The sequence below is a fragment of the Porphyromonadaceae bacterium W3.11 genome (genome assembly GCA_030434245.1).
Classification (GTDB): Bacteria; Bacteroidota; Bacteroidia; order Bacteroidales; family Porphyromonadaceae; genus Porphyromonas_A.
Genome location: JAUISX010000004.1, coordinates 314,890 through 340,460, shown reverse-complemented (window position 1 = coordinate 340,460; position 25,571 = coordinate 314,890). Strand labels below are relative to the sequence as shown.

Below are 25,571 nucleotides of genomic sequence, written 5' to 3'. Positions count from 1 at the left end.
TTATAATTTTAATTGAACTCCGTCGCTCAGCATGCCATCTAAGGCCATCTCATTACCGTACTGATCCTCTACTTTAGGGATGGGATGAGGTAGGCGAATGTCCATTTCGCTTGCATAGATATTCAGAGCATCTATCACTTTTGCTCCTTCAAACACCTCTATCACCATATCATTGACATACACTTTCATCTCTCAAAATTTATTTATTTGTTATTAAAACCTCGTAGATGCCCCGCCGCCGCCTGACATTCCTCCGCCCCAGGAGCCACCACCTCCTCCGAAGCCGCCTCCTCCGCCCCAAGGGCCAGAGCCTCTAGAGCTAGACATCGGAGCAATGTACTTGAAGGGTATCAATTCCTCATGTGTATATCCACAATTATCACAATGAAATTGGTAAGCCCTTAGACCATTTATGCCGATACGGGCTTTGCGAGCTATCGTTGCACCATCATACTTGACTAACCCTTGATGCCCACAATGCTCACACCGTATAAAGTGTTCTAATGTCTCTTTCCTGCGTGACCGTCCAATCATGGCGATTATGATTATATATATAAAGAATGCTATGGTAAAAACCAAAAAATAGATAAGCATCATCGAGGGAAGAGGTGCATCCTGACGTTTGATGAATTGCTTATAACTGATAGCCTGCTTCTTCATACGTTTTGTATACCAACGATCTGTTAGATAGATGACAAGCAAGCCAAATAGATTCCACAGTCCAAATATTTTAAGAAAAGATGCAATCTCGGCAGACTCCTGCGCTTGTCTCTCTTGCTCAGCTCGAAGTAATTCCGAATCACCCTCCATCGCTTTCCTAATCTCGGTAAGACCAGATATCAAACCTTTTCCCCACTCTCCTTGCTTAAAGTGTGGCACCATCACTTTTGTCTGGATCAACTTGGAAAGGCCATCCGTGAGAACACCCTCCACTGCGTATCCAGTCTCGAAGGTTATCTCACGATGCCCCTCTGCCGTTAGTAATAAAATCAGTAACCCATTATCGGCATTCTTGATACCAATCCCCCAATCATTAAAAAGCTCATTCGCAAACTCTCTGGCATCGCCATACCTGCTACCATCAATCGCAGGCAGTATCACGATAGCCACTTGTACAGTGAGAGAGTCACGCATCTCTAATATCTCTTGATTAAGCGTTGTTAATTCATTTATGCTAAGTACCCCTTCAGGATCTGATACAAATTGTGTGCGATCTCTGAGCTGTATGTTAGGAACATCCTTAACGCGATATTCCTTTTGAGCTTTTGCAAACGAAAAGCTCAAGGGTAATAGCAACAAAGTTATAATTATGATCCGTCTTATCTCTCTCATCACTTAAAATGCTACCTCTACAGCCTTATCCGCACCTTCTGATGCTGTAAAGTACTCCTTAACGTCGAAGCCTAAAAGTTTGACAAACAAATTATTAGGAAATTTCCGAGAATAACTGTTGTAGTTCTTTACCTGTTCTATAAATCTCTTTCTCTCAACTGAAATCCTATTCTCTGTCCCTTCTAATTGACTCTGAAGCATCAAAAAGCTATCACTTGCCTTCAGGTCAGGGTAAGCCTCTACTGTTACCATTAGTCGGGAAAGAGCTTGACTCAGTTCATCCTGTGCTGCTAGGTATTCCTGTATTCCTTCGGCATTGATATTTTCAGGGTTCACTTGTATTTGGGTAGCTTTTGAGCGTGCCTCTACCACTTTCGTCAAGGTCTCCTGCTCATGCTCTGCATACCCCTTAACGGTATTGACGAGGTTAGGGATCAGGTCACTACGTCGCTCATATTGATTGGAAACCTGACTCCAAGCAGCATTTACATTCTCCTCATTCTTTACCAATTTATTATATACAGCTGCACCATATCCAACGATAGAGAGCAGAAGTACTAATATCACTAAGATACCTACAGTACGTTTTTTCATATCTACACAGAGTTTTTAATTTTTACTATTTTCAACACCATAAAGATACTCAAATTCAGGTTACATATGGTTAATACCAATGGAATTTAGGTGAAACTTCACCGCCTATATTTTTGGATAACACCATATACGTCAATGATCTGATATTATCTCTCTCTTCTGTAAACACATAAACAACAAGAAATGGAGAGAGCTATTAGGTGCCATAGAAAAGGTAATTAAGTTACATCAATCAGCACACCTATTACCATTCGGAAGAATCATGAGCCATAACGGAGTAAAGTCTCATCAAAATTCAAATAATCAATACGTAACCCACTAAAATAAAAGAGGAAACAAATCTTATCAAAATGTAAATAGCAGAGGCATATTATAGTGTAATAAGTCGGCGAAAATTTAGTTATATGAAAAAGAAATGCTTCTCATAGGAAAAAATATTTTTTCTTATGAGACGGAGAACGGCTTCCTATAGGAAGCATTATGAGCATTTATCAAGAAATAGATTTGTGATTGTAATTTTCCAAAATGATCCTTCTTGCTACGTTTTGAGACTTTGTATTTACCATTCATTATTGGTGTGTCACAAGCTTTGTATCTCAGCTAGTCGTGGGGAGCATAGCTTATGCTTGTGAATCGTTTGGGGGGTCCTTCTATTATAACTCTCATCGAAGGATTTCGTCTCCTCTCTGAAGAGTTCAGCTTGGGGAATGGAGGAACGGTTTCTAACTGCCCAGAGACCTATGATGTGTGGCGTAGCGTCACCCTTGCCTAATGTGTTATCACAGGGTTTTGAAATGATTAATCGGATGGAAAATAGTATATTTGTGTGAAAATGAATTACACCAAATATCTATAGATAATTATACGTAAATGAAAACGTTAGTAGTCGTAGGGCATCCGTGCCTGAAGAATTCTGTGATTAATAAGGCTTGGGTCAATGCACTTAGGCCATACGAGAATGACCAAATGAAGATTCATATCCTAGAGGACGCCCTTTTGGAAGATGGAACATTTGACATCAAAAAAGAGCAAGACCTTCTGGAGCAATATGACCGAATCGTACTCCAATTCCCTCTATATTGGTATATGCCACCAGCTATTATGAAGCTCTGGATGGATACTGTCTGGGCTGAAGGCTGGGCATGGGGCGAAGGTGGAGATCGAATGAAAGGCAAGGTGATAGATGCTGCCACCTCCTGCGGAGCTCCAGAGGTGGCCTTTAGTCAGACTTCATTAGCTACATACCTCTCTTTCGTACAGGGCTCAGCTGGGTTTGTTCAAGCCAAAGGCGGTGAATATTTTGCCTTCTATGCTGCAGAGAGCTTTGGGTATGAGACTCGCCTAAAAGAGAATTGCAAGGAATATATAAGTTTTATAGTCAAGTAATATTATGAGAAAGCTGTGTATAAAAGATGAAACAGGTGTTCTAAAGAGCGTTATCGTGGGGCTCGGAACGAATCCCGGTCCTGTACCCACTTTGGATGAAGCTTATGATGCCAAGAGCTATAGCACACTAATAGCCGGAACGTATCCAGCAGATGAGGATTTAGAACGTGAGGTGGAAGGGCTTGCTAAGGCCTTGAAAGGGGAGGGCATCGAGGTGCTCCGTCCGAAAGAGTTGCCTGGAGTGAATCAAATTTTCTCACGTGATGTGGGATTCGTGATTGAGGACAAGTTGATTCGTGCCAATATTATCCCAGAGCGTCAAGAAGAGTTGAATGCTTATAAAGAGGTCCTAGCCGATATTGATCCAAAAAACATTGTGATACCACCTGAGCATGTTCATATTGAGGGTGGAGACGTCTTGGTGTATAGAGATAAGATCTTCCTCGGAACTTACCTTAGTCCTAACTACAGCTCATTCAAGATGGCACGTACTAATAAGTACGCTATCGGATTTCTTAAGGAGCTATTCCCTGAGAAGGACATAATCCCAGTGGAGCTGATCAAGCATGATACCGATCCTTATACTGGGGTCTTGCACCTTGACTGCTGCTTCCAGCCAGTTGGTGAGGATAAGTGTATCCTTTTCCCTGGAGCCTTCCGTCATGTGGAGGATTGGGAATACATTATGGATGTCTTTGGTCGTCAAAATACTTGCGTGATTTCACGTCAAGAAATGTATGAGATGAATACTAATATCTTTAGTATCTCTCCTAAGAAAGCGATTATTGACAGCACATTTACCAGATTGCAAGGTTGGCTAAATCATAGAGGCATTGAGACGCTCACTGTCCCATATCGTGAGGTGAGTAAGCTAGGAGGTCTGCTTCGCTGTACCACTTTCCCATTGGAGCGTAGCTACTGATTCATTATAGAGATGGCAAAGAAGGATAGCAAAAAGGTTTTTCTCTGTACGGAGTGCGGTGCGGACTTCCCAAAATGGTCTGGCAAGTGTCCAGTCTGCGGGGAGTGGAATACCCTAAAGGAATTTACGGTCCGTGCAGAAAAAGACCCGGGGTTGCGTATCCGTACAGACCGCCCAATGCAGGATAAGAGTCCGATCCCTCTTAGTGAGGTGTCGGGCGAATCAGCTCCAAGAATGGATCTTAAAGATGGTGAGCTGAATCGTGTCTTGGGTGGTGGCTTGGTCAAGGGATCTCTCGTTTTGATCGGAGGTGAGCCTGGAATAGGTAAGAGTACCCTTATCCTGCAGAGTGTAGTGCGGAACACGGAGTTGAAAACACTCTATGTCAGTGGAGAGGAGAGTATCGGGCAGATTCGCTTAAGGGCAGAGCGTCTGACAGATGCTGATACTGTGGAGCACTGCCTCCTATATGGCGAGACTCAGTTGGAGACCATTCTGGAGTCCACTCTAGATCTGATGCCAGATCTTTTGGTGGTGGATTCTATTCAGACCATTCATACCAGTCGTAGTGATTCGTCAGCTGGGAGTTTATCTCAAGTACGGGAATCTACGGCTGCTTTGCTCTCCTTTGCGAAAGAGTATGAGATCCCAGTAATTATAGTGGGTCATATTACCAAGGATGGCTCTATAGCTGGTCCTAAGATGCTGGAGCACCTAGTGGATACTGTCCTTCGTTTCGAGGGAGATCAGAATCATCAGTATCGTATCCTTCGTGCTATTAAGAACCGCTTTGGAAATACTTCAGAGATTGGTCTCTATGAGATGCAAAATAGTGGGTTGAGACAAGTGACTAATCCGAGTGAGATGCTACTGACAAGTCGGGATAATGATCTCTCAGGCGGAGCAATAGCAGTGACGATAGAGGGTATCCGACCATTATTGGTTGAGGTGCAGGCATTAGTCAGTAGTGCTGTATATGGCACCCCTCAGCGCGCGGCAAATGGTGTGGATTATCGGAGGGTCAATATGCTTTTGGCTGTGCTTGAAAAAAGAGCAGGCTTTAAGCTGATTCAGAAAGATGTCTTTCTGAATATTGCTGGAGGCTTGACCCTCTCTGACCCAGCATTAGATCTTGCTATCCTTGCAGCGGTCCTTTCCTCTAGCCTTGACGTCCCTATCTCCAGAGAGGTTTGTATTACTGGGGAGGTTGGTTTGAGCGGAGAGGTACGTGCTGTCTCTCGCATACAGCAGCGGATAGCTGAGGCTGAGAAAATTGGCTTCAAGAGAATGCTCTTGCCAGCTGACAATATGAAAGGATTGGATATGGGCAGTTACTCTATTCGGTTATTACCTGTTAGTAGAGTGGACGAAGCATTTCGAACTCTTTTCAGAGAATAAGATCTAAAATAAATGCCGTAAAAAAGTCCGCACCTAAATGATAGATGCGGACTTTTTTGTTCTTTCTTGTGATGCTTATCAGAAGCTTCTACGCTCTTTAATACGAGCTTTCTTACCAGTTAATCCACGTAGGTAGTAAATCTTAGCACGACGTATGCGACCAACTTTATTAACTGTGATCTCTTCAATGAAAGGTGAGTTAAGAGGGAAAATTCTTTCTACGCCAACCCCACTTGAGATCTTACGTACGGTGAATCTTCTGTTCTTTCCTTCTCCAACGATCTTGATAACATCACCGCGGAAAATCTGAATACGCTCTTTCGCTCCCTCACGAATACGATAAGCAACTGAGATGTTATCCCCACTCTTAAATGATGGGTGCTCCTTACCTTGAGCCATCTCCTGCTCTACAATCTTAATTAAATCCATTTTGAATTTTGCTTGTATTATTTAGTAATTCACTAAACGCAATATAACCGGACCACACAATTCTTTCCGGCAGAGATTACGCAAAGCGGTGCAAAGTTACCAATTATTTCTCTCTCCTCCAACCCCGTTGACCTTTGCTGTTGTCGTGCCCGCTTTTCTAGGCAATAGAAGGATTGAAAGAAACAAAGATCAGATATTGACAATAGGGGATAGGGTGACGTGAGTGATGGCATCAGAGGCAATTTCTTCGCCCAAGAATATAGATGCTAATTCGTTGAAAAGGTCTTTCTCCTCTGTAGTACAATACTTTGTCTGCCCACCAGTGCTAAGACGCTTTTCCATTTCTGGGTGTCTGAGTAAATATTTCTTGAGCGACTGAGCTAAAATATCTCCCTGTCCAATAGCGTTAAGTCCTTCTGGTAAAAGTTCATTGATGATGGGCATTAGTAGGGGATAGTGAGTGCAGGCAAGTTGGATATATGAGATCTTTGGATCTATAGATAGAAGCTTGTCTAAATCACGCTTAAGAAAGTATTTTACGCCTTCATTACCATCGAGTTCCCCATTTTCAATTAGAGGTACCCACATCGGTGTTGCCATCTGTGTTAGGTGAATGTTGGGTGCATATTTCTCAGCCTCAACTCCATAAGAGTTACTGCTGATGGTTGCTTTTGTACCTACTAATCCTACGTGCGTACCATTTGGCAGTTGTCCTAAATGCTCAATGACGGGCCGAATAACTCCAAGAACTCGTCGGGATGGGTCGGAGCTCTTAACGAGATCGGTTTTTTGAATGCATCTAAGTGCCTTTGCCGATGCTGTATTACATGCGAATATTATTAGGGGGCAACCTTGAGCAAAGAGGAAGGAAACGGCCTCTCTGCTATATTGGTAGATAACCTCATAGGAGTGAGAGCCGTATGGTGCACGAGCATTATCCCCCAAATAGAGATAGTCGTACTGTGGCAGTACTTTCTGAAGGTAGCGTAGGATGGTTAGACCTCCGTAGCCTGAGTCAAATATGCCTATTGCTCCTTTCTTGGTTGTCTCCATCAGATGTTGACCTCAATGTCTCTCCCAAATGGGGATAGGGCAACTTTTGCTAACTTGAAGTGCTTGGTCCCCCATGGAATACCAATGATTGTAATGCACAATAGTATCCCAAAAAGAAGATGCGTTAGTGCGATGATGATCCCTGGTATGAACCATAGTACATTCCCGAGACAGCTCAAGGCACCCTCATTAGTTACCCTAGCATTACTACCAAAAGGGAAAAGCATAAGGAGTCCTAGCTTGAAGCATTGCAAGCCGAATGGAATTCCAATGATCGTGATGCATAGGGCTAAGCCTACTGAAAAGTATTCTACGGCTGTGGCTAATCCGCCAAAGATCCACCAAATAATGTTTCCTAAAAGATTTTTCATTGTGTAAGTCGACTATAAAAAGTGTACTATTTCTTCATCAATAGGATTTCCAAGTAAGAAATCTCTAACGCTAGTTCGTTTTTTACTAGGGTATTGTATTTCTAGTAGCTCAATAGTGCCATTTAGACACTTAATAAACAACCGTCCATCTCGTATTTTGAGCTTTCCTGGCTGTAGATGGGTGAGGTCTTCCTCTGCTATTCGTGATTTAAAGACTTTGATTTCGATGGGTTTTTCTTCATGATGGACGAGCGTAGCTATGGCTGCAGGGTAGGGACTCATAGCTCTAACGCATAGATGTATCTGCTCAGCATTACTTCCCGTGAAGCTCAGTTGTCTATCTTCTTTGAATATCTTTTGTGCGTACTTAAGCTTTGATGCATCAGCTGTCATTTGAGACCGACCAGAGCATCCTCCAATTTCTATTAGATCCACCGTCTTAAGCACGAGTTTTCCGCCGATAGTCATGAGCTTGTCATGGAGTGATCCACCGTCATCCTCTGGTGTTATGGCTACCTTTTCCTGTAAGATGATTAGACCTTCATCAATCTTCTCATTTAGGAAGAAGGTCGTTACGCCTGTCTCACTTTCTCCATTCATGATGGCCCGCTGGATTGGAGCTGCCCCTCTATAGTTTGGTAAAAGTGAAGCGTGAAGGTTAAAGGTCCCCTTATCTGGCATTGCCCATACCTCCTTTGGTAGCATCCTAAAGGCTACTACTATAAAGAGATCAGCTCCAAGTCCTTTGAGTGCTGTTAGAAAAGCCTCGTCCTTAAGGGACTCGGGCTGCAATAAGGGTACGCCTGGTAGTTTGCTTGTAGCAACAGCCTTTACAGCCGAGGGTCGTAGCTGATGACCACGTCCCGCAGGGCGATCAGGTGTCGTTACTACTCCTACGATATTATAACCACCGTCGATTAGATCTTCTAATACGTGGCTAGCAAATTCGGGGGTGCCAAAATATAGTATGTTTAATTTGCTCATTATTTTATGTTATTCTCCTCCAAAGTTTTCATTTAGGACCTCTCTATATTGATTGAAAATCTGTGATTTAGAGACAAAGCCGAGATACTTCCCATTATCATCTTCTACTGGAAGATTCCATGCTCTCGTATCATCAAAGATTTTCATTACATCATCCATGCTCATAGAGGTGTTAACTCTAGCCTCTGCTGATACCATGAAGGTCTCCACCTTAAAGCGTTCGTATAGTTCTGGCCTGAACATGATGTTTCGAATGTTATCAAGTAATACCATTCCCACCATTCGGTCCTTATCATCTAAGACTGGGAATATATTCCTATTACTCTGCCCAAAGATTCTGACAGTATCGCCCAGTGTCATCTTTGGATGCAATATACTAAAGTCATTTTCAATGACATGACTTAATTCCATCAATGTCAGCACGGCTTTATCTTTGTGGTGCGTTACCAATTTTCCCTTCTCTGCTAATCGCATAGAGTAGATACTATGTGGTAAAAATAGTTTGATTGTTGCAAACGAGCTAATGGAGACAATAAGCAGAGGTAAGAATAAATTATATCCCCCAGTTAATTCAGCAATCAGGAAGGTGCCGGTCAGCGGAGCATGCATGACACCAGCCATCACACCAGCCATTCCCATAAGGGCAAAGTTATCCGTGGGGAGGTGTCCAATGACGCCGAGTAGGTTCATTACATAGCTGAATACAAAGCCCACCAAAGCTCCAATAAATAGACTAGGAGCAAATACTCCACCACAGCCACCTCCAGCATTCGTGGCCACAGTAGCAAAGACTTTTGTAGTCATGGTCAGAAAGAGGAATACAGGGAGCAACCATACATTATTGTCCATCAATTCAAATAGTGAGCCCTGCATGACACTGCCACCATTACCCTTAATTAAATCTGAAATGGTGACATATCCCTCTCCGTATAGTGGGGGAAATAAGAAGATCAGTGTACTTAGAATAAGTGCACTAACCATGAAACGTTTCCAATAGCTATCCCCCCTTTTGATGCGTTGCTCTAAGGCAAATGAGATCTTAGTGAAGTATAATGAGGCAAGTCCAGAAAGGATCCCTAATACAATGACCCATGGGACACGCTGAATGGTGAATAGTTCCGTTGCCTCATAAGAGAACATAGCTTCGCTTCCAAAAAAGACATAGGAGAGTGTAGCTGCTGTTACGGATGAGATGAGTAGGGGTAGTACACTAGTCAGTGTCAGGTCCATCATCAGTACTTCGATGACGAATATTAGTCCGGTGATAGGGGCTTTGAAAATCCCAGATACAGCACCGGCAGCTCCACAGCCGAGCAATAGCATTAAGTTGCGATGCTCTAGGTGAAAGTAACGCCCTACGTTGCTCCCAATCGCCGATCCTGTAAGCACAATAGGAGACTCTGCTCCGACGGATCCCCCCATCCCGATGGTAATGGCAGAGGCTACAATGGAGCTCCACATGTTGTGTGGCTTGAGTCTACTTTTTCTCTGGCTAATTGAGTATAGGATTTTCGTTACCCCATGACTGATATCTTCCTTCAAAAGATACTTCACGAAAAGTCCAGAGAGGAGGACTCCAACTACAGGTAGTATCAGGTAATTGAAATATAAATCCTTACCCACTTGTATGCCTGTAGCATATCTTTGGATGATATGTATCGTGCTCTTCAGTAAGGCTGAGGCTACCGAGCATAGGATCCCAATGATAAAAGCCAGAATCCCAATGAATGCAGATTCTGGTATGATTCGCTCACGCCATCTCAAGAATCGGTATAATCTTCCGTCTGGAGTTTTCGCAATACCCATTGTTAGTGCCTCTCTTTATCTTATGATCTTAAATGTGCCGTCTGCATTAAGCTTAATGATGCTTGATGCCTTAGCCTTATGTCGGTCCCCTTGTCGATACTTCACAACGTAATCTACACCATCAATAATCTCCTGGGATATATCCCCAAAATGCGATGGGGATGGTTCTCCCGAAATGTTAGCCGATGTACTGACAATCGGCTTGTGTAGGCGTTCCCCAAGAGCTTTGCAAAAAGGCTCACTATCGACCACGCGGATAGCTGCACTGCCATCCTCCGCCAATAGGTTGTGAGCTAGTCCTTTTACATTAGGGTAAATAATGGTGAGTGGAGTGGTGGTGGCCTCAATGAGGTCATAGGAAATCTCGGGGATTTCTTGCATCAATCCTATTAGTTTAGCATTACTATCCACGATGCTTATCATAGCCTTTGCATCTGCTCTCTTTTTCAGAGCATAAATCTTCGCTACAGCCTCTGGGTTTGTGGCGTCACAGCCAATCCCCCAGATTGTATCCGTTGGATAGAGGATGAGTCCTCCATTCTTAAGCACTTCGAGTGCTCTCTGAAGATCATCCCTTTCGTATTTCGCAATGTGTCCTGAATTCATATTCGAATGTTTTATCCCCACAAAATTACCTAAATTACCTTAATCATAAAAAACGTATCATATACTCTTATCTTAATTAGTTGTTTTATGGCTTTTCACCTTGTGATTAACCTAAGAGACTTGACTTTATAAAAGGGCTATATTGTATTTAATCAAGGTAACTATAGAAGTTATCAGGTATGAGAGTTGGTCTTCAAGAGATGAGTGTTATTGAATCGTCAGCTGTTGAAAAACATGTGGGGATAAAAGTATTTATGTGTAGGTAAGGCAGTCTTTAACGAAATAGCCTCTATAAATATAATAATGTGTACTATAAGTTTCTTTTGGTGAATATCTCTACATTTCACTAGTAGTGGTAGTCTTAATTTATGATCAGAATGCCTCTCAATAGTTTATTGAGTAATCTTCATTATGTGGTATAAAAACTTAACCCTTTCCTGAATGACCCATATTTCATCTATATATTATTAAAAAGTAGGGGGCTTGTACCAGTTTGTCATAAGAGAATATTTAATCTAATGTTTCCGTGCAAATAGTTCTCTTATTTAAACTAATATGATGTGTTTAATCAAAAACAGAAATAGTGGTAGCTGTGAACAGTTGATTAAAGCCAGAAATAATCATAATCGTTCGGAAATGGATTATATATAAGTTTCTAAGAAAAATAATTATTCTTAATGGAATACTTTGAGATCGCAGATGTATAAAAGGATCTTCATAATTTTTGTCTGGCTTAAAAGCCCCAAATTAGCTAGATTTTCAAATAAAACCTCCTAAAAGGCTTGGTGGATTAAAAAAATCTATATACCTTTGCGCTCGCAAATGAGAAATCAGATGCACGAGACGCTCTCAGAGGAGAGATTTTTAGTCTCAGGTAAAGAAGAAAAAAAGACTTCGAAAAAAACTTTCTAAAAGTTTTGGTAGAATGAAAATCTTTAGTATCTTTGCACTCGCAAATGAGAAATCAGCTGCACGAGACGCTTTCAGCGGAAAGCAATCAAGTCTCAAGCGAAGAGAAAAAAGAACTTCAAAAAAACTTTCTAAAAGTTTTGGTAGAATGAAAATATTTAGTATCTTTGCAACCGCAAATAAGAAACGAAGATGAGACGTTCCAAGCGAGGAACTGAGTCCTTCAATTGATGAGAAAATATTTTTCAAATTGTTTGTTGGGATGAAAATCTTTAGTATCTTTGCAATCACAACCCGCTAAGCGAGGTTGATTAAAAATAAGAGATCATAGACATATTGAGACAAGGATATTGAGGAGAGATTCTCAATATTATACAAACAAGTAGTACAAGGAACATTAGTGTTTATAATACAATGTGCCACTGTCAATGACAGAAGAGACTTTTTGGGTGTATAGATTTACGAATAAGTTTTAAACGCAAATTTTGATGTTAGGAAGACAGAATCTATAGCAAAAGATATAATAAAAATTTTTTTGACAATGGAGAGTTTGATCCTGGCTCAGGATGAACGCTAGCGATAGGCTTAACACATGCAAGTCGAGGGGTAACGAGTGAGAAGCTTGCTTCTTACGTCGACGACCGGCGGATGGGTGAGTAACGCGTATGCAACTTGCCTCTGAGTGGGGAATAACCCGGAGAAATCCGGACTAATACCGCATACTCTCATATTATTGCATGATGATATGAGGAAAGAATTTTGCTCAGAGATAGGCATGCGTTCCATTAGTTAGTTGGTGAGGTAACGGCTCACCAAGACATCGATGGATAGGGGCGCTGAGAGGCGTAACCCCCACACTGGGACTGAGACACGGCCCAGACTCCTACGGGAGGCAGCAGTGAGGAATAATGGTCAATGGAGGCAACTCTGAACCTGCCAAGTCGCGTGAAGGAAGACTGCCCTATGGGCTGTAAACTTCTTTAGTAGGTGAGTAGAAATAGGTACGTGTACCTATAGGCAAGTAACCTAAGAATAAGTATCGGCTAACTCCGTGCCAGCAGCCGCGGTAATACGGGGGATACGAGCGTTATCCGGATTTATTGGGTTTAAAGGGTGCGTAGGTGGCTGTTTAAGTTGATGGTGAAAAGCTGTGGCTCAACCATGGTCTTGCCGTCAAAACTGGATAGCTTGAGTGTAGATGATGTAGGCGGAACGCGTAGTGTAGCGGTGATATGCATAGATATTACGCAGAACTCCAATTGCGAAGGCAGCTTACAAAGTTACAACTGACACTGAGGCACGAAAGCGTGGGTATCAAACAGGATTAGATACCCTGGTAGTCCACGCCGTAAACTATGATTACTCAGAGTATGCGATATACAGTATGCTCTCAAGCGAAAGCGTTAAGTAATCCACCTGGGGAGTACGTCGGCAACGATGAAACTCAAAGGAATTGACGGGGGCCCGCACAAGCGGAGGAACATGTGGTTTAATTCGATGATACGCGAGGAACCTTACCTGGGATTGAAATGTATATGCGTATTCCTTGAAAGAGGAATAGTTCACTTCGGTGACATATATGTAGGTGCTGCATGGTTGTCGTCAGCTCGTGCCGTGAGGTGTCGGCTTAAGTGCCATAACGAGCGCAACCCTTATCGTTAGTTACTAGCAGGTAAAGCTGAGGACTCTAGCGAGACTGCCGTCGTAAGGCGAGAGGAAGGTGGGGATGACGTCAAATCAGCACGGCCCTTATATCCAGGGCGACACACGTGTTACAATGGTGAGGACAAAGGGTAGCTACCTGGTGACAGGATGCCAATCTCCAAACCTCATCTCAGTTCGGATCGGAGTCTGCAACTCGACTCCGTGAAGCTGGATTCGCTAGTAATCGCGCATCAGCCATGGCGCGGTGAATACGTTCCCGGGCCTTGTACACACCGCCCGTCAAGCCATGGAAGTCGGGAGTACCTGAAGTGCGTTGCCGCAAGGAGCGCCCGAGGGTAAAACTGGTAACTGGGGCTAAGTCGTAACAAGGTAGCCGTACCGGAAGGTGCGGCTGGAACACCTCCTTTCTGGAGCGTAGTTTCGAGATCTTGAAGACGTCAAGGTGCAAAAGAGTTTAAAACGAAAGAGATTTATGAGCTACTTGTAAAGAGTAGCGACTTAAAGAGTCTTAGACGTTATAGACATTAGGTGGTACAAAAATGTAGAAACATTAGTAGAGACTCGTATCTACTTGTTTGGTCCTTGTTCTTAATATATAATATACGGCAACCCTATTATTTATACTGCCGCGTAGCGTAGAGTGAGAAGGGTGGGGTCTTTGTCCGCAAAAGAGTCCCATAGCTCAGTTGGTTAGAGCGCTACACTGATAATGTAGAGGTCGGCAGTTCAACTCTGCCTGGGACTACAGAAGAGGGGAAGTTAGGAGTTAGAGCTCAGAGGAGCCAATAGAACTCAAGAGGGAGATAGGAAAGTATAGATAAAAGGGGAATTAGCTCAGCTGGCTAGAGCACCTGCCTTGCACGCAGGGGGTCATCGGTTCGAATCCGATATTCTCCACAAAAAAAGTGATACATTGAGTATCAAGAGATCATAGACATATTGGCAAGTAGATATTGAAACAATAGTAGAGAGACGAGATAATAATATTATTTCTGACTTATAAATAAAATTAAGGTAGAGGTAATCAATTTCTTGAGAATTTTACTTGAGCGACAATGTTTTTAGTATACTATATAAAGTTATGTAATTTCGTTATACGACATTATGCTTTACTTTGATTTATTGAAGTAAAGATAAAGGCTATAAAGTAAGTAAGGGCAGACGGTGGATGCCTAGGCTCTAAGAGGCGAAGAAGGACGTGATAAGCTGCGAAAAGCTGTGGGTATTGGCACATACGACTTGATCCACAGATATCCGAATGGGGCAACCCGATAGGACTAACCTCCTATCACTGTGCGTAAGCATAGAGCAAACGTGGGGAACTGAAACATCTAAGTACCCATAGGAGAAGAAAACAATAGTGATTCCCTTAGTAGTGGCGATCGAACGGGGACGAGCCCAAACCACTGATGTTTCGGCATGAGTGGGGTTGTAGGACCACGATAAAGTTACAGGCGGTATCGAATAGAAGAGCACTGGAAAGTGCCACCAAAGAGGGTGATAGTCCCGTACATGAAGAGAAGGCCTGGCTAGTGGTATCCTGAGTAGTGCGGGACACGTGAAATCCTGTACGAAACTGGGGGGTCCATCCCCCAAGGCTAAATACTCCTTAGAGACCGATAGTGAACGAGTACTGTGAAGGAAAGGTGAAAAGCACCTCTAGTAGAGGATTGAAATAGACCCTGAAACCGTTTGCTTACAAGCGGTCGGAGCTCCAATAGGAGTGACGGCGTGCCTTTTGCATAATGATCCTACGAGTTACTATATATGGCATGGGTAAGTGTTTAAGGCACGGATCCGTAGCGAAAGCGAGTTTTAAATGGCGTTAAGTCATATATAGTAGACGCGAAACCAAGTGATCTACCCTTGTCCAGGTTGAAGCTCGGGTAACACCGCGTGGAGGACCGAACCGGGAAAGGCTGAAAACTTTTCGGATGAGATGAGGGTAGGGGTGAAAGGCTAATCAAACTTGGAAATAGCTCGTACTCCCCGAAATGCTTTTAGGAGCAGCCTTGATATTTAACTGTAAGAGGTAGAGCGACTGATTGGATGCGAGGGCTTCACCGCCTATCAAGTCCAGACAAACTCCGAATGCTTATAGGAATATATCAGGAGTGAGGGCATGGGTGCTAAGGTCCATGTCCGAAAGGAGAACAATCCGGACCATCAGCTAAGGTCCCGAAATGACAACTAAGTTGACTTAAACGCGGTCACGATGCATAGACAGCTAGGATGTTGGCTTGGAAGCAGCCATTCATTTAAAGAGTGCGTAACAGCTCACTAGTCGAGGATTGTGGCATGGATAATAATCGGGCATAAGTTGTCTACCGAAGCTGTGGAATTATGATAAAACATGATTGGTAGGGGAGCATTCCAGCGAGGTTGAAGATAGATCGACAAGGTCTGTTGGACTTTCTGGAAGTGCAAATGTAGGAATGAGTAACGATAAAGGAGGTGAGAATCCTCCTCGCCGAAAGACTAAGGTTTCCTCTTCACCGTTCGTCGGAAGAGGGTTAGTCGGGTCCTAAGGGTAAGCCATAATAGGTGATCTCGATGGTCGAATGGGTTAATATTCCCATACTCGGTGTACAAGTGAAGTGGTGACGGAGAAGTGAAAGTCCGGCCGACTGTTGGAATAGTTGGTTAAAGGGTGTAAGAGTAGATCAGTGTAGGCAAATCCGCATTGAGATCTGAACCTGATAGTACTCAGATGCTACGGCAGACGAGATAAGGACGTAACCAGGCTCCCAAGAAAACCCGCTAAACGTTAATTGTACATCGACCCGTACCGCAAACCGACACAGGTAGTTGGGTTGAGTATACTAAGGCGCTCGAGTGATGCGCAGTTAAGGAACTAGGCAAATTAGTCCTGTAACTTCGGGAAAAAGGACGCCTGTATGGTGACATGCAGGCCGCAGAGAATAGGCCCATGCGACTGTTTATCAAAAACACATGGCTATGCAAATTAGAAATACGATGTATATAGCCTGACACCTGCCCGGTGCTGGAAGGTTAAGAGGAAGAGTCATCTTCGGAGAAGCTCTAAATTGAAGCCCCAGTAAACGGCGGCCGTAACTATAACGGTCCTAAGGTAGCGAAATTCCTTGTCGGGTAAGTTCCGACCTGCACGAATGGTGTAACGATGTGGGCACTGTCTCAACTGCGCGCTCGGTGAAATTGAAGTATCGGTGAAGATGCCGATTACCCGCAACGGGACGAAAAGACCCCGTGAACCTTTACTATAGCTTTACATTGCCTCTGGGTATTAGATGTGTAGGATAGGCCGGAGACTGCGAAGTAGGTACGCCAGTACTTATGGAGTCACTGTTGAAATACGGCCCTTTTGATATTTGGATGCTAACTTGCAGAGCAAGGACAATGTATGGTGGGTAGTTTGACTGGGGTGGTCGCCTCCAAAAGAGTAACGGAGGCTTCTAAAGGTGCCCTCAGGACGATTGGTAACCGTCCATAGAGTGTAATGGCATAAGGGCGCTTGACTGGGAGAGTAACAACTCGCACAGGAAGGAAACTTGAGCATAGTGATCCGGTGGTTCCGTATGGTAGGGCCATCGCTCAAAGGATAAAAGGTACTCCGGGGATAACAGGCTGATCGCTCCCAAGAGCTCATATCGACGGAGCGGTTTGGCACCTCGATGTCGGCTCGTCACATCCTGGGGCTGGAGAAGGTCCCAAGGGTTGGGCTGTTCGCCCATTAAAGTGGCACGCGAGCTGGGTTCAGAACGTCGTGAGACAGTTCGGTCTCTATCTGTTGTGGGCGTTAGATATTTGCGAGGGTCTGGTACTAGTACGAGAGGACCGTACTGGACGCACCTCTGGTTCATCAGTTGTTTCGCCAGGAGCATAGCTGAGTATCCACGTGCGGTTAATGGATAAGTGCTGAAAGCATCTAAGCACGAAGCCCTCCTCAAGATAAGATATCTTTTAAGGGTGGTTAAAGACGATGACCTTGATAGGCTACAGGTGTAAGTGCAGTAATGCATTCAGCCGAGTAGTACTAATAACCCGTAAGCTTTAAGCTAGAAAGTTGTATAATAGATATTATATAGCAGTTTGCTAGAAGCGTTGACGCTAAGAGAAGGTAATTATTTCATAGAAAATGGTTACAGACTACTTTAATACAAAACTAAGAAGCTCGACTAGAGTTTCAATAAACTTGCCGATATGTCCCGATATAATTTGGTGGCTATAGCATTGGGGATCCACCTCTAACCATTCCGAACAGAGAAGTTAAGCCCAATAACGCCGATGGTACTATTACGATGGGAGAGTAGGTAGCCGCCCTTTTTAATTGAGAGACACAGTTTGATTTATTTCAGACTGTGTCTCCTTTTTTGTTGTAATTGGCTGTTAGCTTTAAGACAATTGTTCTAATAATTATCTGTATTAATTATTCTAATGTAAACGTTGATACTGACATAATTAGTAGTGTTTGCATATTATAGTGTGTGACTGGTAGTGACGTGTAGGGTATTATTATTATGAGGTGATAATTTGGAAATTACTGATAGAGAGATATTGTTCCGAAAAAGTGTGTAAGTCCCAAGAATGTTATCCCTGAAAAGTCATAATACAAAAGGTAGTGTCCCCAAAAGTGTGTACGGCAGAATGCGTCTCTGAAAAGCAAACCTACATATTTTTTCGCTTTGTTTTCCATAAACATTAAAGATAGACCAATAAAGAATTAAGGCAAGGCTGTCGTAGCACCGCGGAGACACCGCCTTGCCGTATTCTTTTAGGTTGATATCTTTGTGTTGGAAAATAAAGCACATTGTTGTTATTTACTTTTCATTGTTCTTCCTAAGTCCAAGAGTTAGATCTCCTATTCTTTTCTTCAGATAGGTTGCATTGATTGCAATACTACCTATCAAGTGTAGAGCGGATTCTACGCTAGGTAATGCACATTTATATCGAGCCCCTTTCTTTACCTGTCTATTGAAGCGTTCTATCCAGTTAGTACTATGAATGTACTTGCGAACACTGACGTCGTATTTTAGGTATGTGAAGTAATACTCTATCCTCTGACCGTTAGCTATTTTTGTGAGAAAAGGATAGCTCTTACGCCATCTGAACGCAAAGTTTTTAAAGCTCTCTAGGCCATCTAAAGGTGAGCTTCTTGAGCCGTCTTTACTAAAGACCTCCTGTAGATCACTTGCGATGGCTGACTTATCTCGAGGGCGTATCTTTCGAGTTATTTCTCGCTGTAGATGCACCGTGCAGAGCTGGACTTCCACTTCTGTAAAGTGCTCACGTGCAACCTCTTCAATGTTATTCAACCCGTCTGAAATGATTAGTCCTACCTCTTCGAGTCCTCGGCTTTTTAGATCCTCAAAAAACTCGCCCCAGATGCCGCTTCCCTCTGTTGGATTATTATAGACACCCACGATGTCTCGACGTCCTTCGCTATCTAAACTCATCACTACAAAAAATGCCTCCTTGCTCACACTTTCTCCTCTCCGTACAGGAAGATATGTAGCATCGATAACAAGTGCCTCTAAAGTCCTCGGTAGACGTCTTTGACGCCACTCTTCTACTGCTTCTTGGGTTGATAAGGAGAGACGATTGATTTGACTCGTACTATAACGTTTACCATACAAACGCTCGAATACTCCAGAGATATCCTCCATCGTATTACCGCAGCTATATAGATAACCTGCTAGTTCTCCCATCTCTTTCTCTTGATCTTTGAGAACGCCTAAAATCAAGGGCATGAAGCCCTGCTGCCGAGTTCGGGGTACTCGTAATTCTAGCATATTACCACTCGCAAAGATGCGACGGGGGCGGTATCCATTGCTCACATCGCCACTATCTTCTTTATACAGTTCCCTCTCCCCTTGCATCGCTATTTCGATGATTAACTCCATTAAACGGCCAACTCCATTTGGCTCTGTCATCACGTTTGATAGAATTTCCTTAAATTGCATTTGTGTAAGTCTCATCTTCTTGTTTATCTTTTGTTTTTAACTTTTCAAAGATAACATTCTTGGGACTTACACACTTTTTGGGGACAGTATCTCTATACGAGTGGTAATATGCTTGAATTACGAGTTTTTCGGACTTGCCGCAGGGCTTTATGTTTTTGATTTTAGGCGTTTTTAAGGATTTAAGTGAAAGAGATGGGAGAACAAGCAGGTTATTTATATAGCTGCGGGAAAACGATGGAGGATATTTTTGAAGTACACACTTTTGGGGATACTACCATTAATTATTTTAAAGAGAACGTCGATGCTGATAAATTTAGTAGTGCCAGCTTTTATAAAGAGTGAGTGTAATGTATGTGTAGGGTATTAATATTGTGAGGTGATTAATTGGGTATTACTGATAGGTAAGGCATTTTCAGCTTAAAAGTTTTTTGTTGAGTATTTTATACAAAAGTATTATAGATACACTTGATAGATAGACACGTTTTTTATTAGACTGCAATAATTTTAATTTGAATGTATAAGCTGACGAAGCTAATAGAGGTAACATAATACAGAATCTAGATAAATAGATAATGCTGTTTTATTTGTTATGTATGTGTAGTGTATTAATGGTGAGATGATAGTTTTAGATATTACCTTAATATGATTATTACTTTAATATTATGTGTATTTGAAATAGTCAAAGTGTATATTGATCGACGGTTATTGTGGGATAGGGAATACACCTACGAGATGTTTTAACAAGAGAGATAGTTTTTTGCTTATGTAGTCTTGGCTAGTAGATTGTATATTTTGTGCGTAACATGTCAGTATAATTAATAATGGTATAGATTTGATTGAGGTGCTTATGTCTTATTATAGTCGATGCATACAAGTTTATACTTTACTTTGAGGGTAAGTGATTTTGCTCTTAATTATTATTCTATGTGTTTGTTTATAGCATAACCATTTTTCATTTATAATTATGTTAAGTAATGAGAGGAGCGTCTTGATGGCATTTGTTTGCAATTGAGATGTTTTTTTTTATTCTGTGCTCTTAATCTGAGTAAAAATTTTGGGGGAATTATAATACTAGCATATTTTTAGTTTATAATGGTGGTTTTTATTTAACACTAAAACGATGTGATAAAATAAATATATATGTTATATTGTCATGATGAATTTAACTACTATACAAAATGTTATTTTAATACAATAGTTAAACACACGAATTATGAACAAAAACAATTTATTAGCTTTACTATTATTGCCGTTGGTTTTGCTAGTGTCATGTACCAATCTAGACGACATAAACAGACGGTTAGACGAGCATGAGTCACGATTACAATCACTCGAGTCGTTAGTTAAAAATGCCAATACTTCAATTAATAACCTACAAAAGTTATTGGATGCTCACTCTCAGCAGTTAACTATTTCTTCATATACACCACTAGATGATGGGACTGGCTATGTTTTAGTTATGAGTGATGGCTCTTCTATTACATTGAAAAATGGTAATGACGGCACTTCACCAAATATTGGCGTAACTGAATTTGAAGGCGTTCTTTATTGGACTATCGATGGAAAGTTTATTCTAGATGCTAATGGTATGAAGATTAAAGCCGAAGGTAAGAATGGTACATCAGGAGTAACACCTAAGCTTCGCGTCAATACTGATGGGTATTGGGAAGTTAGTATTGATAATGGTAAGAGTTGGACACTAGTCAAGGATACTAATGGTAATTCAGTTAAAGCTGTTGGTTCTGACGCTTCTGTTGATCTTACCATTACAGAAGATGATGACAATATTACCATTGTATATGAGGGAAAGACCTTTGTTATTCCTAAAAAGAAAGGTGAGACCCCAGCACCAGTAAAACGCCCTATTTTAGCTATTGACTATGTAGCTGATTATAATGTTAATAGTGATGGGACTGGATTCACAACTTCGCATGCCAATAATATGAGTGGCTACTTTAATTGGAACGATGCGATGGCAAAGTTTGGAATAGATAAAGAATTTACTGTCAATGGACAAACGTACCACATCCCATCTCAGGATGAGTGGTGTGGAATTGTCCCAGAGTATAATGGCGGTAAAAATATTAGATTTGATACCCCAACTACAACTTTAAATTATACGGAAAAGATCTCTATTGGTGGTGCACCTGTAAAAACATATAAATCTGATTACAAGTATAATCGGTAAAACGAAATGTTCGCTGAAGTAAAACGAAATGTTTTTGTTTTAACATTTGAGAAGTAAAACGATTGATTTTTGAAGAGAGGCACGCACACCTCTCTTTTTTGTTTTGTGTAGGTTTGCAGTATGGAAAGAAAAGCGAACACACAAGAAGGCAATGCAGAGTTGATTACTAGCTTCAATACATACAAAGAGGTAGTCATCTACAAAATTAAGGAGGTTATTCAAGATACTGAGGAATACCTAAGAGCACATCGAATGTATGAGTACAGCGATGGCAAAGAAGAGGAGGATGCTACAAAGCACCCTCCACAGTAGATTGTCTGCAGATGATAGCCTTACGGCTGGTTGGATAAGTCTATGAAAGAAGTTGTAAATGTCATGCGGTATAAGAAGAGACCTGCAGAGCTTCTGACACGTTCTTGGCGAGTACGGTTGAGCGGTGTAAAGTCTTCTTCAATGCCTGTATAGCCTTGGAGAGCAGTGTATATATCTGCAATGAGGTCGTACTCTTCTAAGGAGGGTGCTGGAGTTGTGTTGGCACTTGTGCGTGATGGGCGGTTATCAGCAATGGTTAAGGTAATTGTACCCTGGCACTCCTGTAGAGTTTCTGTTACGGCTGTTGCCCTATCTACAGATATATCAATAAGTACACAAGGATAAGTTACAGGAGGTCGCTGATTATCCGTAAAAGGAACTTCTAACTGCCCTGTATTGAGGTCTATCCAGCGAATGGCTGGCACCTTTGCCTGAAGTCTATCTATAAGGGCTGTGTATATTGTCTTCATTTTTTTAGGATGTTGATAAATTGTTGCTTGATACTTTTCTCTATCTTCTTGATTAATACTTTACTTTTTCCGATGAATGGGCGAGGGGTCATTACAAATGATTTCTTCCCATATATTTTAGCTGGCAAACCATATTGATGAACTGCGGCATAGGGCTTTTCGTTTGATATTCGAACGCCATTCGGGAGGTATTTGTATTCTATCGCATTACGAAGCTCTCCTGTTTCACCTGTAAGTATTTTCGCCTGAGTTCTTTCAGCACTAAACTTACCAGTCTGTCCAGAGTGCCCATACCAAGAACTGTCTGGGTCTCTTCTCTTAACATCTTTCCAAGGGTTAAGCACTTCGTCGGTAAAGCCTTCATTGTCGAAGCTCTCCTTGAAGTGATTAACTGCTTCGACTCCCATTATATCTTTGACATCATTACCATACACGAACTGCTGAAGATCTTGCAGTTTGTCTGGGAATGCTTTTGCGAAGTCGTCGATGTTCATAATTTGCTAGTAATAAATATTCTACTTATCTTTGTAATAGCTTGATGGACGCAGTAGGTAGCGTGTGTACCTTTTAAGGTGCGATATCGGAGGTTCGATTCCTCTCAAGCTACTAGGGTTGGCTTTTGTCAACCCTATTTTATTTGAAGCAATTCCCCATTATTAATCCCTTTCTCATCTACAACTCCCCAGCTTTTTACGAAGTTGAACTCCCGCCCCTTTTTCTTAAGATTAGTGTGAACTACTACCTTTACGACCTTACCTTCTTCCCTGTAAGGCACAGTCATAATATAGTTACCTGCACCTTTTCCACTTACCTGTCGGTAGACCTTGTCGGGCGATAGGATTGCTTTAGAGATGTAGTCCAACTTGTCAAATGGGAGTACCGCTCCTTTTCTCTCCTTAGGATGCCCTACATACTTTAGTATGATAGAAGCGTTGGTGAGTGCGTCCGTTCGTGCAAGCCTTTTCCCTCTCTTCGCAAAGTCCTTTCTGATACTATGGTGCAATTGCCCAATAATAACATTACCTCCTAAGTACCTCTTGTCTTTTTTGTATGTCTCTAGTACTTTTTTCGCATACCCCTTGAGGTTGGCAAGATAAACAAATCTGTGAGTAATGCAATACTCTGAGCCCCTATCAATAAAGGCATCGGCATTGTCCATTTTCCCTCCTGTCAATCCTTGACGACGGCACTCTGGGCAAGTGTGAGACCCTTTGCCTTTTAGATAGGGGTGTTCACTTAACTTGATAAACTCAGCCGACTTTCCAGCGTTATTTTGGAACGTTGGATGCACATTGCCAGTATCATCAGGCACCTTCGTTGCAGGCTTATTAGTAGGGCGTACAGAACACTTACAGTTCCACTCTGAAGGAGGCAGGTGCGTATCCCACCACTTATGCTCAATAGGTAGGATAGTACCGACATACTCCAGATGATCAGGACGTTTGTTTTTAGCTGTACTGGCGATATACTCAAGGTTTGGATAAAGGTGCTTAGTCTTGAGTGCATTGCGGTAATTAACAGCGGAACGTGCTGCTCTCACTGCCGTATTGTATTCAGTCTGTAGCCACTGCTCATTCCACTTGGGGCTTATCTGTAGTGCCAGCTTCTTAAACTCCCTAAAGCTCCTTAGAGAGCCATCTGGCTTCGTTAGGAGATTGACAAAAGCTTCTGTCTCTGCATGAGCCTTGAAAGCTGAAAACACAGCAGTGTTGTACCTAAATTCCTCTATAAAGGTTTTATTGTCCCGTCCAAAGTCAGGGTCACCCATAGCCTTATCAATCGCTTGCTGTAGGGCGTTATTCTGTATCTTAAACAGATTCTCACTTACCTCTACTTCGCCACCATAAACCTCTTTAATAGCTTCGTTGAGGAGCTTTTTAAGGTCAATGGAGTAGCTATCGTCCTTGAGATTTAGGAGTGCCGTAATAGAGCTGATCAATTTCTTGAGTAAGCTCTCTTTTGGTGCTTGCTCTGCAAGTACGGCATTCTCTTGCAGAGCTGTAGGAAAAGGGTCTCTATTCTCTACTTCCTCAGTGTCTTCACCTTCATTCTCTTCGGGCACCTCGTGCTTGGGAGTCTCTACCTTTCGCCCTGCGACTTGTTCGTCCTGTTCAGGGATAGGTATACCGTATTTATCATAAAGATAGCTCGTTGGTATAGGTAGAATAGTGGCGAGCTGTACCAGTTCAGGCACGCTAATCTCCTTTGCATCCTCAGGAAAGAGGAAGCGACCACCAGCCACTCCTGGCACACCCCTAGCCTCAAATAGTGGCAATACCCTTGAGTTTAGAATTCTTTGTACGAACCTAATGTCCGCCTTGTTTTTGTCCTCCTCTACCACCTTATGCACATCACCTAGAGATCTAGCACCCTTTTCGCCAGAAATGGTGGTTAAGGTCTGTCCAAGGATTGTAATGAGGATTTCCTCATTACAAGCTTGCCTGAATTCATTGAAGCTAGTACCACTGGTCTGGCTTGACTCCCTAATTTCAATTTCAGTGTCTTTCGGCACAACCAGATATGAAGCTGAACCAGCCCGTTCTAGTGCAGTTTCAAGCAATCGTTTACTTTCTGGGTCATAAGTATTGTATTTGCCAACTCTTTGAGGCATACCAAACAATTCGATCCACTGACTCCAGTCTCCGAAGCCACCACGCTTATATATGGCATAAGGCATTGCCTGTAGGAGCAACCCATAATCTCGAGGTTTACCAATCACAATGATTGAGGAGTCTCCAGCATAGCTTACTTTTTTCTCCTGGTCGCTTATATCTAGGATGATAGACTCTGTAGCCAAGTCAATGTGCTTAGGTGGCAAATGATGTACGATAAGCCCATTTCTATCAACCTCTATCTCGACTCCAGACCTTCCGTAGAATCGAGCATCAAGGAGCCACGTAATCAAGTCTTCCCACTGAGTAGTATCCATCAGCTCACTCATGTAATCAACTTCCCTGCCTTTATCATCAACGAATATAAGTGGAGTATTCAGCACCGCTTTCTTACGTTTATCAACGGCATCATACAGCACCCCATCGATGAGCATATCATCGTATAGGTCGTACAGTTGCTTTGGCTTGCCATAATCTGCCATTCTCAAGGCACTTCTCCAGTCGCCCACATCCCAAGGTCGTCGTAAAGGTGCTTTCACGATGACCTCCTTATAGATGGTCTGCTTGGTTTTTCTATGAGTTTTCATACTTA

Annotated in this window: 20 protein-coding genes, 3 tRNA genes and 3 rRNA genes; 13 read left to right on the top strand and 13 right to left on the bottom strand. The window is 42.4% G+C overall.

Translation table 11 applies throughout. The features are described from left to right. From QYZ87_08050 to QYZ87_08040, 3 genes are read right to left on the bottom strand one after another with little or no spacing between them, the layout of a single operon-like run. Positions 1-189: a hypothetical protein gene (locus tag QYZ87_08050; GenBank protein ID MDN4754473.1), complete on the bottom strand. Its 189-nt coding sequence runs from the start codon at positions 187-189 to the stop codon at positions 1-3. Positions 190-213: 24 nt separating this feature from the next. Continuing rightward, positions 214-1,332, bottom strand: coding sequence for a TPM domain-containing protein (locus QYZ87_08045; protein MDN4754472.1), 1,119 nt, complete (start codon positions 1,330-1,332; stop codon positions 214-216). Positions 1,333-1,335: 3 nt separating this feature from the next. Then, entirely contained in the window at positions 1,336-1,926 is a 591-nt protein-coding gene (locus tag QYZ87_08040) for a LemA family protein (protein ID MDN4754471.1), read from the bottom strand. 622 nt (positions 1,927-2,548) lie between these two features. Between QYZ87_08040 and QYZ87_08035 the strand changes: the two genes are divergently transcribed. The 4 genes from QYZ87_08035 (at position 2,549) to radA (ending at position 5,632) form a co-directional block, all read left to right on the top strand. Next, positions 2,549-2,698: a hypothetical protein gene (locus tag QYZ87_08035; protein ID MDN4754470.1), complete on the top strand. Its 150-nt coding sequence runs from the start codon at positions 2,549-2,551 to the stop codon at positions 2,696-2,698. A 98-nt stretch (positions 2,699-2,796) separates the two neighbouring features. Next, the gene (locus QYZ87_08030) at positions 2,797-3,312 is read left to right on the top strand and encodes an NAD(P)H-dependent oxidoreductase (protein ID MDN4754469.1); all 516 of its coding nucleotides are present in this window, start codon (positions 2,797-2,799) and stop codon (positions 3,310-3,312) included. Positions 3,313-3,316: 4 nt separating this feature from the next. Further along, positions 3,317-4,234, top strand: coding sequence for an amidinotransferase (locus QYZ87_08025; GenBank protein MDN4754468.1), 918 nt, complete (start codon positions 3,317-3,319; stop codon positions 4,232-4,234). A gap of 12 nt (positions 4,235-4,246) precedes the next feature. Next, positions 4,247-5,632, top strand: coding sequence for a DNA repair protein RadA (gene radA, locus QYZ87_08020; protein MDN4754467.1), 1,386 nt, complete (start codon positions 4,247-4,249; stop codon positions 5,630-5,632). Positions 5,633-5,710: 78 nt separating this feature from the next. On the opposite strand, the gene rplS is transcribed toward radA, so the two are convergent. The 6 genes from rplS to QYZ87_07990 form a co-directional block, all read right to left on the bottom strand. Next, complete coding sequence (rplS, locus tag QYZ87_08015) at positions 5,711-6,061, bottom strand: 50S ribosomal protein L19 (GenBank protein ID MDN4754466.1); 351 nt, start codon at positions 6,059-6,061, stop codon at positions 5,711-5,713. Positions 6,062-6,250: 189 nt separating this feature from the next. Beyond that, positions 6,251-7,114 carry a glutamate racemase gene (gene murI / locus QYZ87_08010; GenBank protein ID MDN4754465.1) on the bottom strand — a complete coding sequence of 288 codons (864 nt, stop codon included), beginning with the start codon at positions 7,112-7,114 and terminating at the stop codon, positions 6,251-6,253. Then, complete coding sequence (locus QYZ87_08005) at positions 7,114-7,485, bottom strand: YccF domain-containing protein (protein ID MDN4754464.1); 372 nt, start codon at positions 7,483-7,485, stop codon at positions 7,114-7,116. Before QYZ87_08005 ends, murI begins: the two co-directional genes overlap by 1 nt. Positions 7,486-7,497: 12 nt before the next feature. Next, positions 7,498-8,469, bottom strand: a complete 972-nt coding sequence (gene fmt, locus QYZ87_08000; protein MDN4754463.1) for a methionyl-tRNA formyltransferase — start codon at positions 8,467-8,469, stop codon at positions 7,498-7,500. Between the two features lie 9 nt (positions 8,470-8,478). Beyond that, entirely contained in the window at positions 8,479-10,275 is a 1,797-nt protein-coding gene (locus QYZ87_07995) for a chloride channel protein (protein ID MDN4754462.1), read from the bottom strand. A 15-nt stretch (positions 10,276-10,290) separates the two neighbouring features. Then, positions 10,291-10,881 (bottom strand): L-threonylcarbamoyladenylate synthase, encoded by a 591-nt coding sequence (locus tag QYZ87_07990; protein ID MDN4754461.1) that lies wholly within the window; start codon positions 10,879-10,881, stop codon positions 10,291-10,293. A 1,447-nt stretch (positions 10,882-12,328) separates the two neighbouring features. Between QYZ87_07990 and QYZ87_07985 the strand changes: the two genes are divergently transcribed. The 5 genes from QYZ87_07985 (at position 12,329) to rrf (ending at position 17,760) form a co-directional block, all read left to right on the top strand. After that, a 16S ribosomal RNA gene (locus QYZ87_07985) occupies positions 12,329-13,862 on the top strand. Positions 13,863-14,126: 264 nt separating this feature from the next. Then, a tRNA-Ile gene (locus QYZ87_07980) sits at positions 14,127-14,200 on the top strand. Between the two features lie 78 nt (positions 14,201-14,278). After that, positions 14,279-14,352: transfer RNA gene (locus tag QYZ87_07975), tRNA-Ala, on the top strand. A gap of 244 nt (positions 14,353-14,596) precedes the next feature. Further along, positions 14,597-17,494: ribosomal RNA gene (locus tag QYZ87_07970) — 23S ribosomal RNA — on the top strand. A 157-nt stretch (positions 17,495-17,651) separates the two neighbouring features. After that, positions 17,652-17,760, top strand: a 5S ribosomal RNA gene (gene rrf / locus QYZ87_07965). The 16S, 23S and 5S rRNA genes sit together here with 2 tRNA genes alongside, the layout of an rRNA operon. 494 nt (positions 17,761-18,254) lie before the next feature. Here rrf and QYZ87_07960 read toward each other — a convergent pair. Beyond that, positions 18,255-19,397, bottom strand: a complete 1,143-nt coding sequence (locus tag QYZ87_07960; GenBank protein MDN4754460.1) for an IS256 family transposase — start codon at positions 19,395-19,397, stop codon at positions 18,255-18,257. Between the two features lie 192 nt (positions 19,398-19,589). On the opposite strand from QYZ87_07960, the gene QYZ87_07955 reads away from it, so the two are divergent. From QYZ87_07955 to QYZ87_07945, 3 genes are all read left to right on the top strand, one after another. Further along, positions 19,590-19,739, top strand: a complete 150-nt coding sequence (locus tag QYZ87_07955; GenBank protein MDN4754459.1) for a hypothetical protein — start codon at positions 19,590-19,592, stop codon at positions 19,737-19,739. A gap of 871 nt (positions 19,740-20,610) precedes the next feature. Further along, positions 20,611-21,585 (top strand): PL29 family lyase N-terminal domain-containing protein, encoded by a 975-nt coding sequence (locus QYZ87_07950; protein ID MDN4754458.1) that lies wholly within the window; start codon positions 20,611-20,613, stop codon positions 21,583-21,585. Between the two features lie 120 nt (positions 21,586-21,705). Then, positions 21,706-21,897: a hypothetical protein gene (locus QYZ87_07945; protein ID MDN4754457.1), complete on the top strand. Its 192-nt coding sequence runs from the start codon at positions 21,706-21,708 to the stop codon at positions 21,895-21,897. 20 nt (positions 21,898-21,917) lie between these two features. On the opposite strand, the gene QYZ87_07940 is transcribed toward QYZ87_07945, so the two are convergent. Together QYZ87_07940 and QYZ87_07935 are read right to left on the bottom strand one after the other, a co-directional pair. Next, positions 21,918-22,367 carry a hypothetical protein gene (locus tag QYZ87_07940; protein MDN4754456.1) on the bottom strand — a complete coding sequence of 150 codons (450 nt, stop codon included), beginning with the start codon at positions 22,365-22,367 and terminating at the stop codon, positions 21,918-21,920. Continuing rightward, positions 22,364-22,861 carry a phage virion morphogenesis protein gene (locus QYZ87_07935; GenBank protein MDN4754455.1) on the bottom strand — a complete coding sequence of 166 codons (498 nt, stop codon included), beginning with the start codon at positions 22,859-22,861 and terminating at the stop codon, positions 22,364-22,366. The genes QYZ87_07940 and QYZ87_07935 overlap by 4 nt, the downstream gene beginning before the upstream one ends. 38 nt (positions 22,862-22,899) lie before the next feature. Here QYZ87_07935 and QYZ87_07930 point away from each other — a divergent pair. Beyond that, positions 22,900-22,973, top strand: a tRNA-OTHER gene (locus QYZ87_07930). A gap of 22 nt (positions 22,974-22,995) precedes the next feature. Here the strand turns inward: QYZ87_07930 and QYZ87_07925 are convergent. After that, positions 22,996-25,566 (bottom strand): DUF935 family protein, encoded by a 2,571-nt coding sequence (locus tag QYZ87_07925; GenBank protein MDN4754454.1) that lies wholly within the window; start codon positions 25,564-25,566, stop codon positions 22,996-22,998. Positions 25,567-25,571 lie beyond the last annotated feature (5 nt).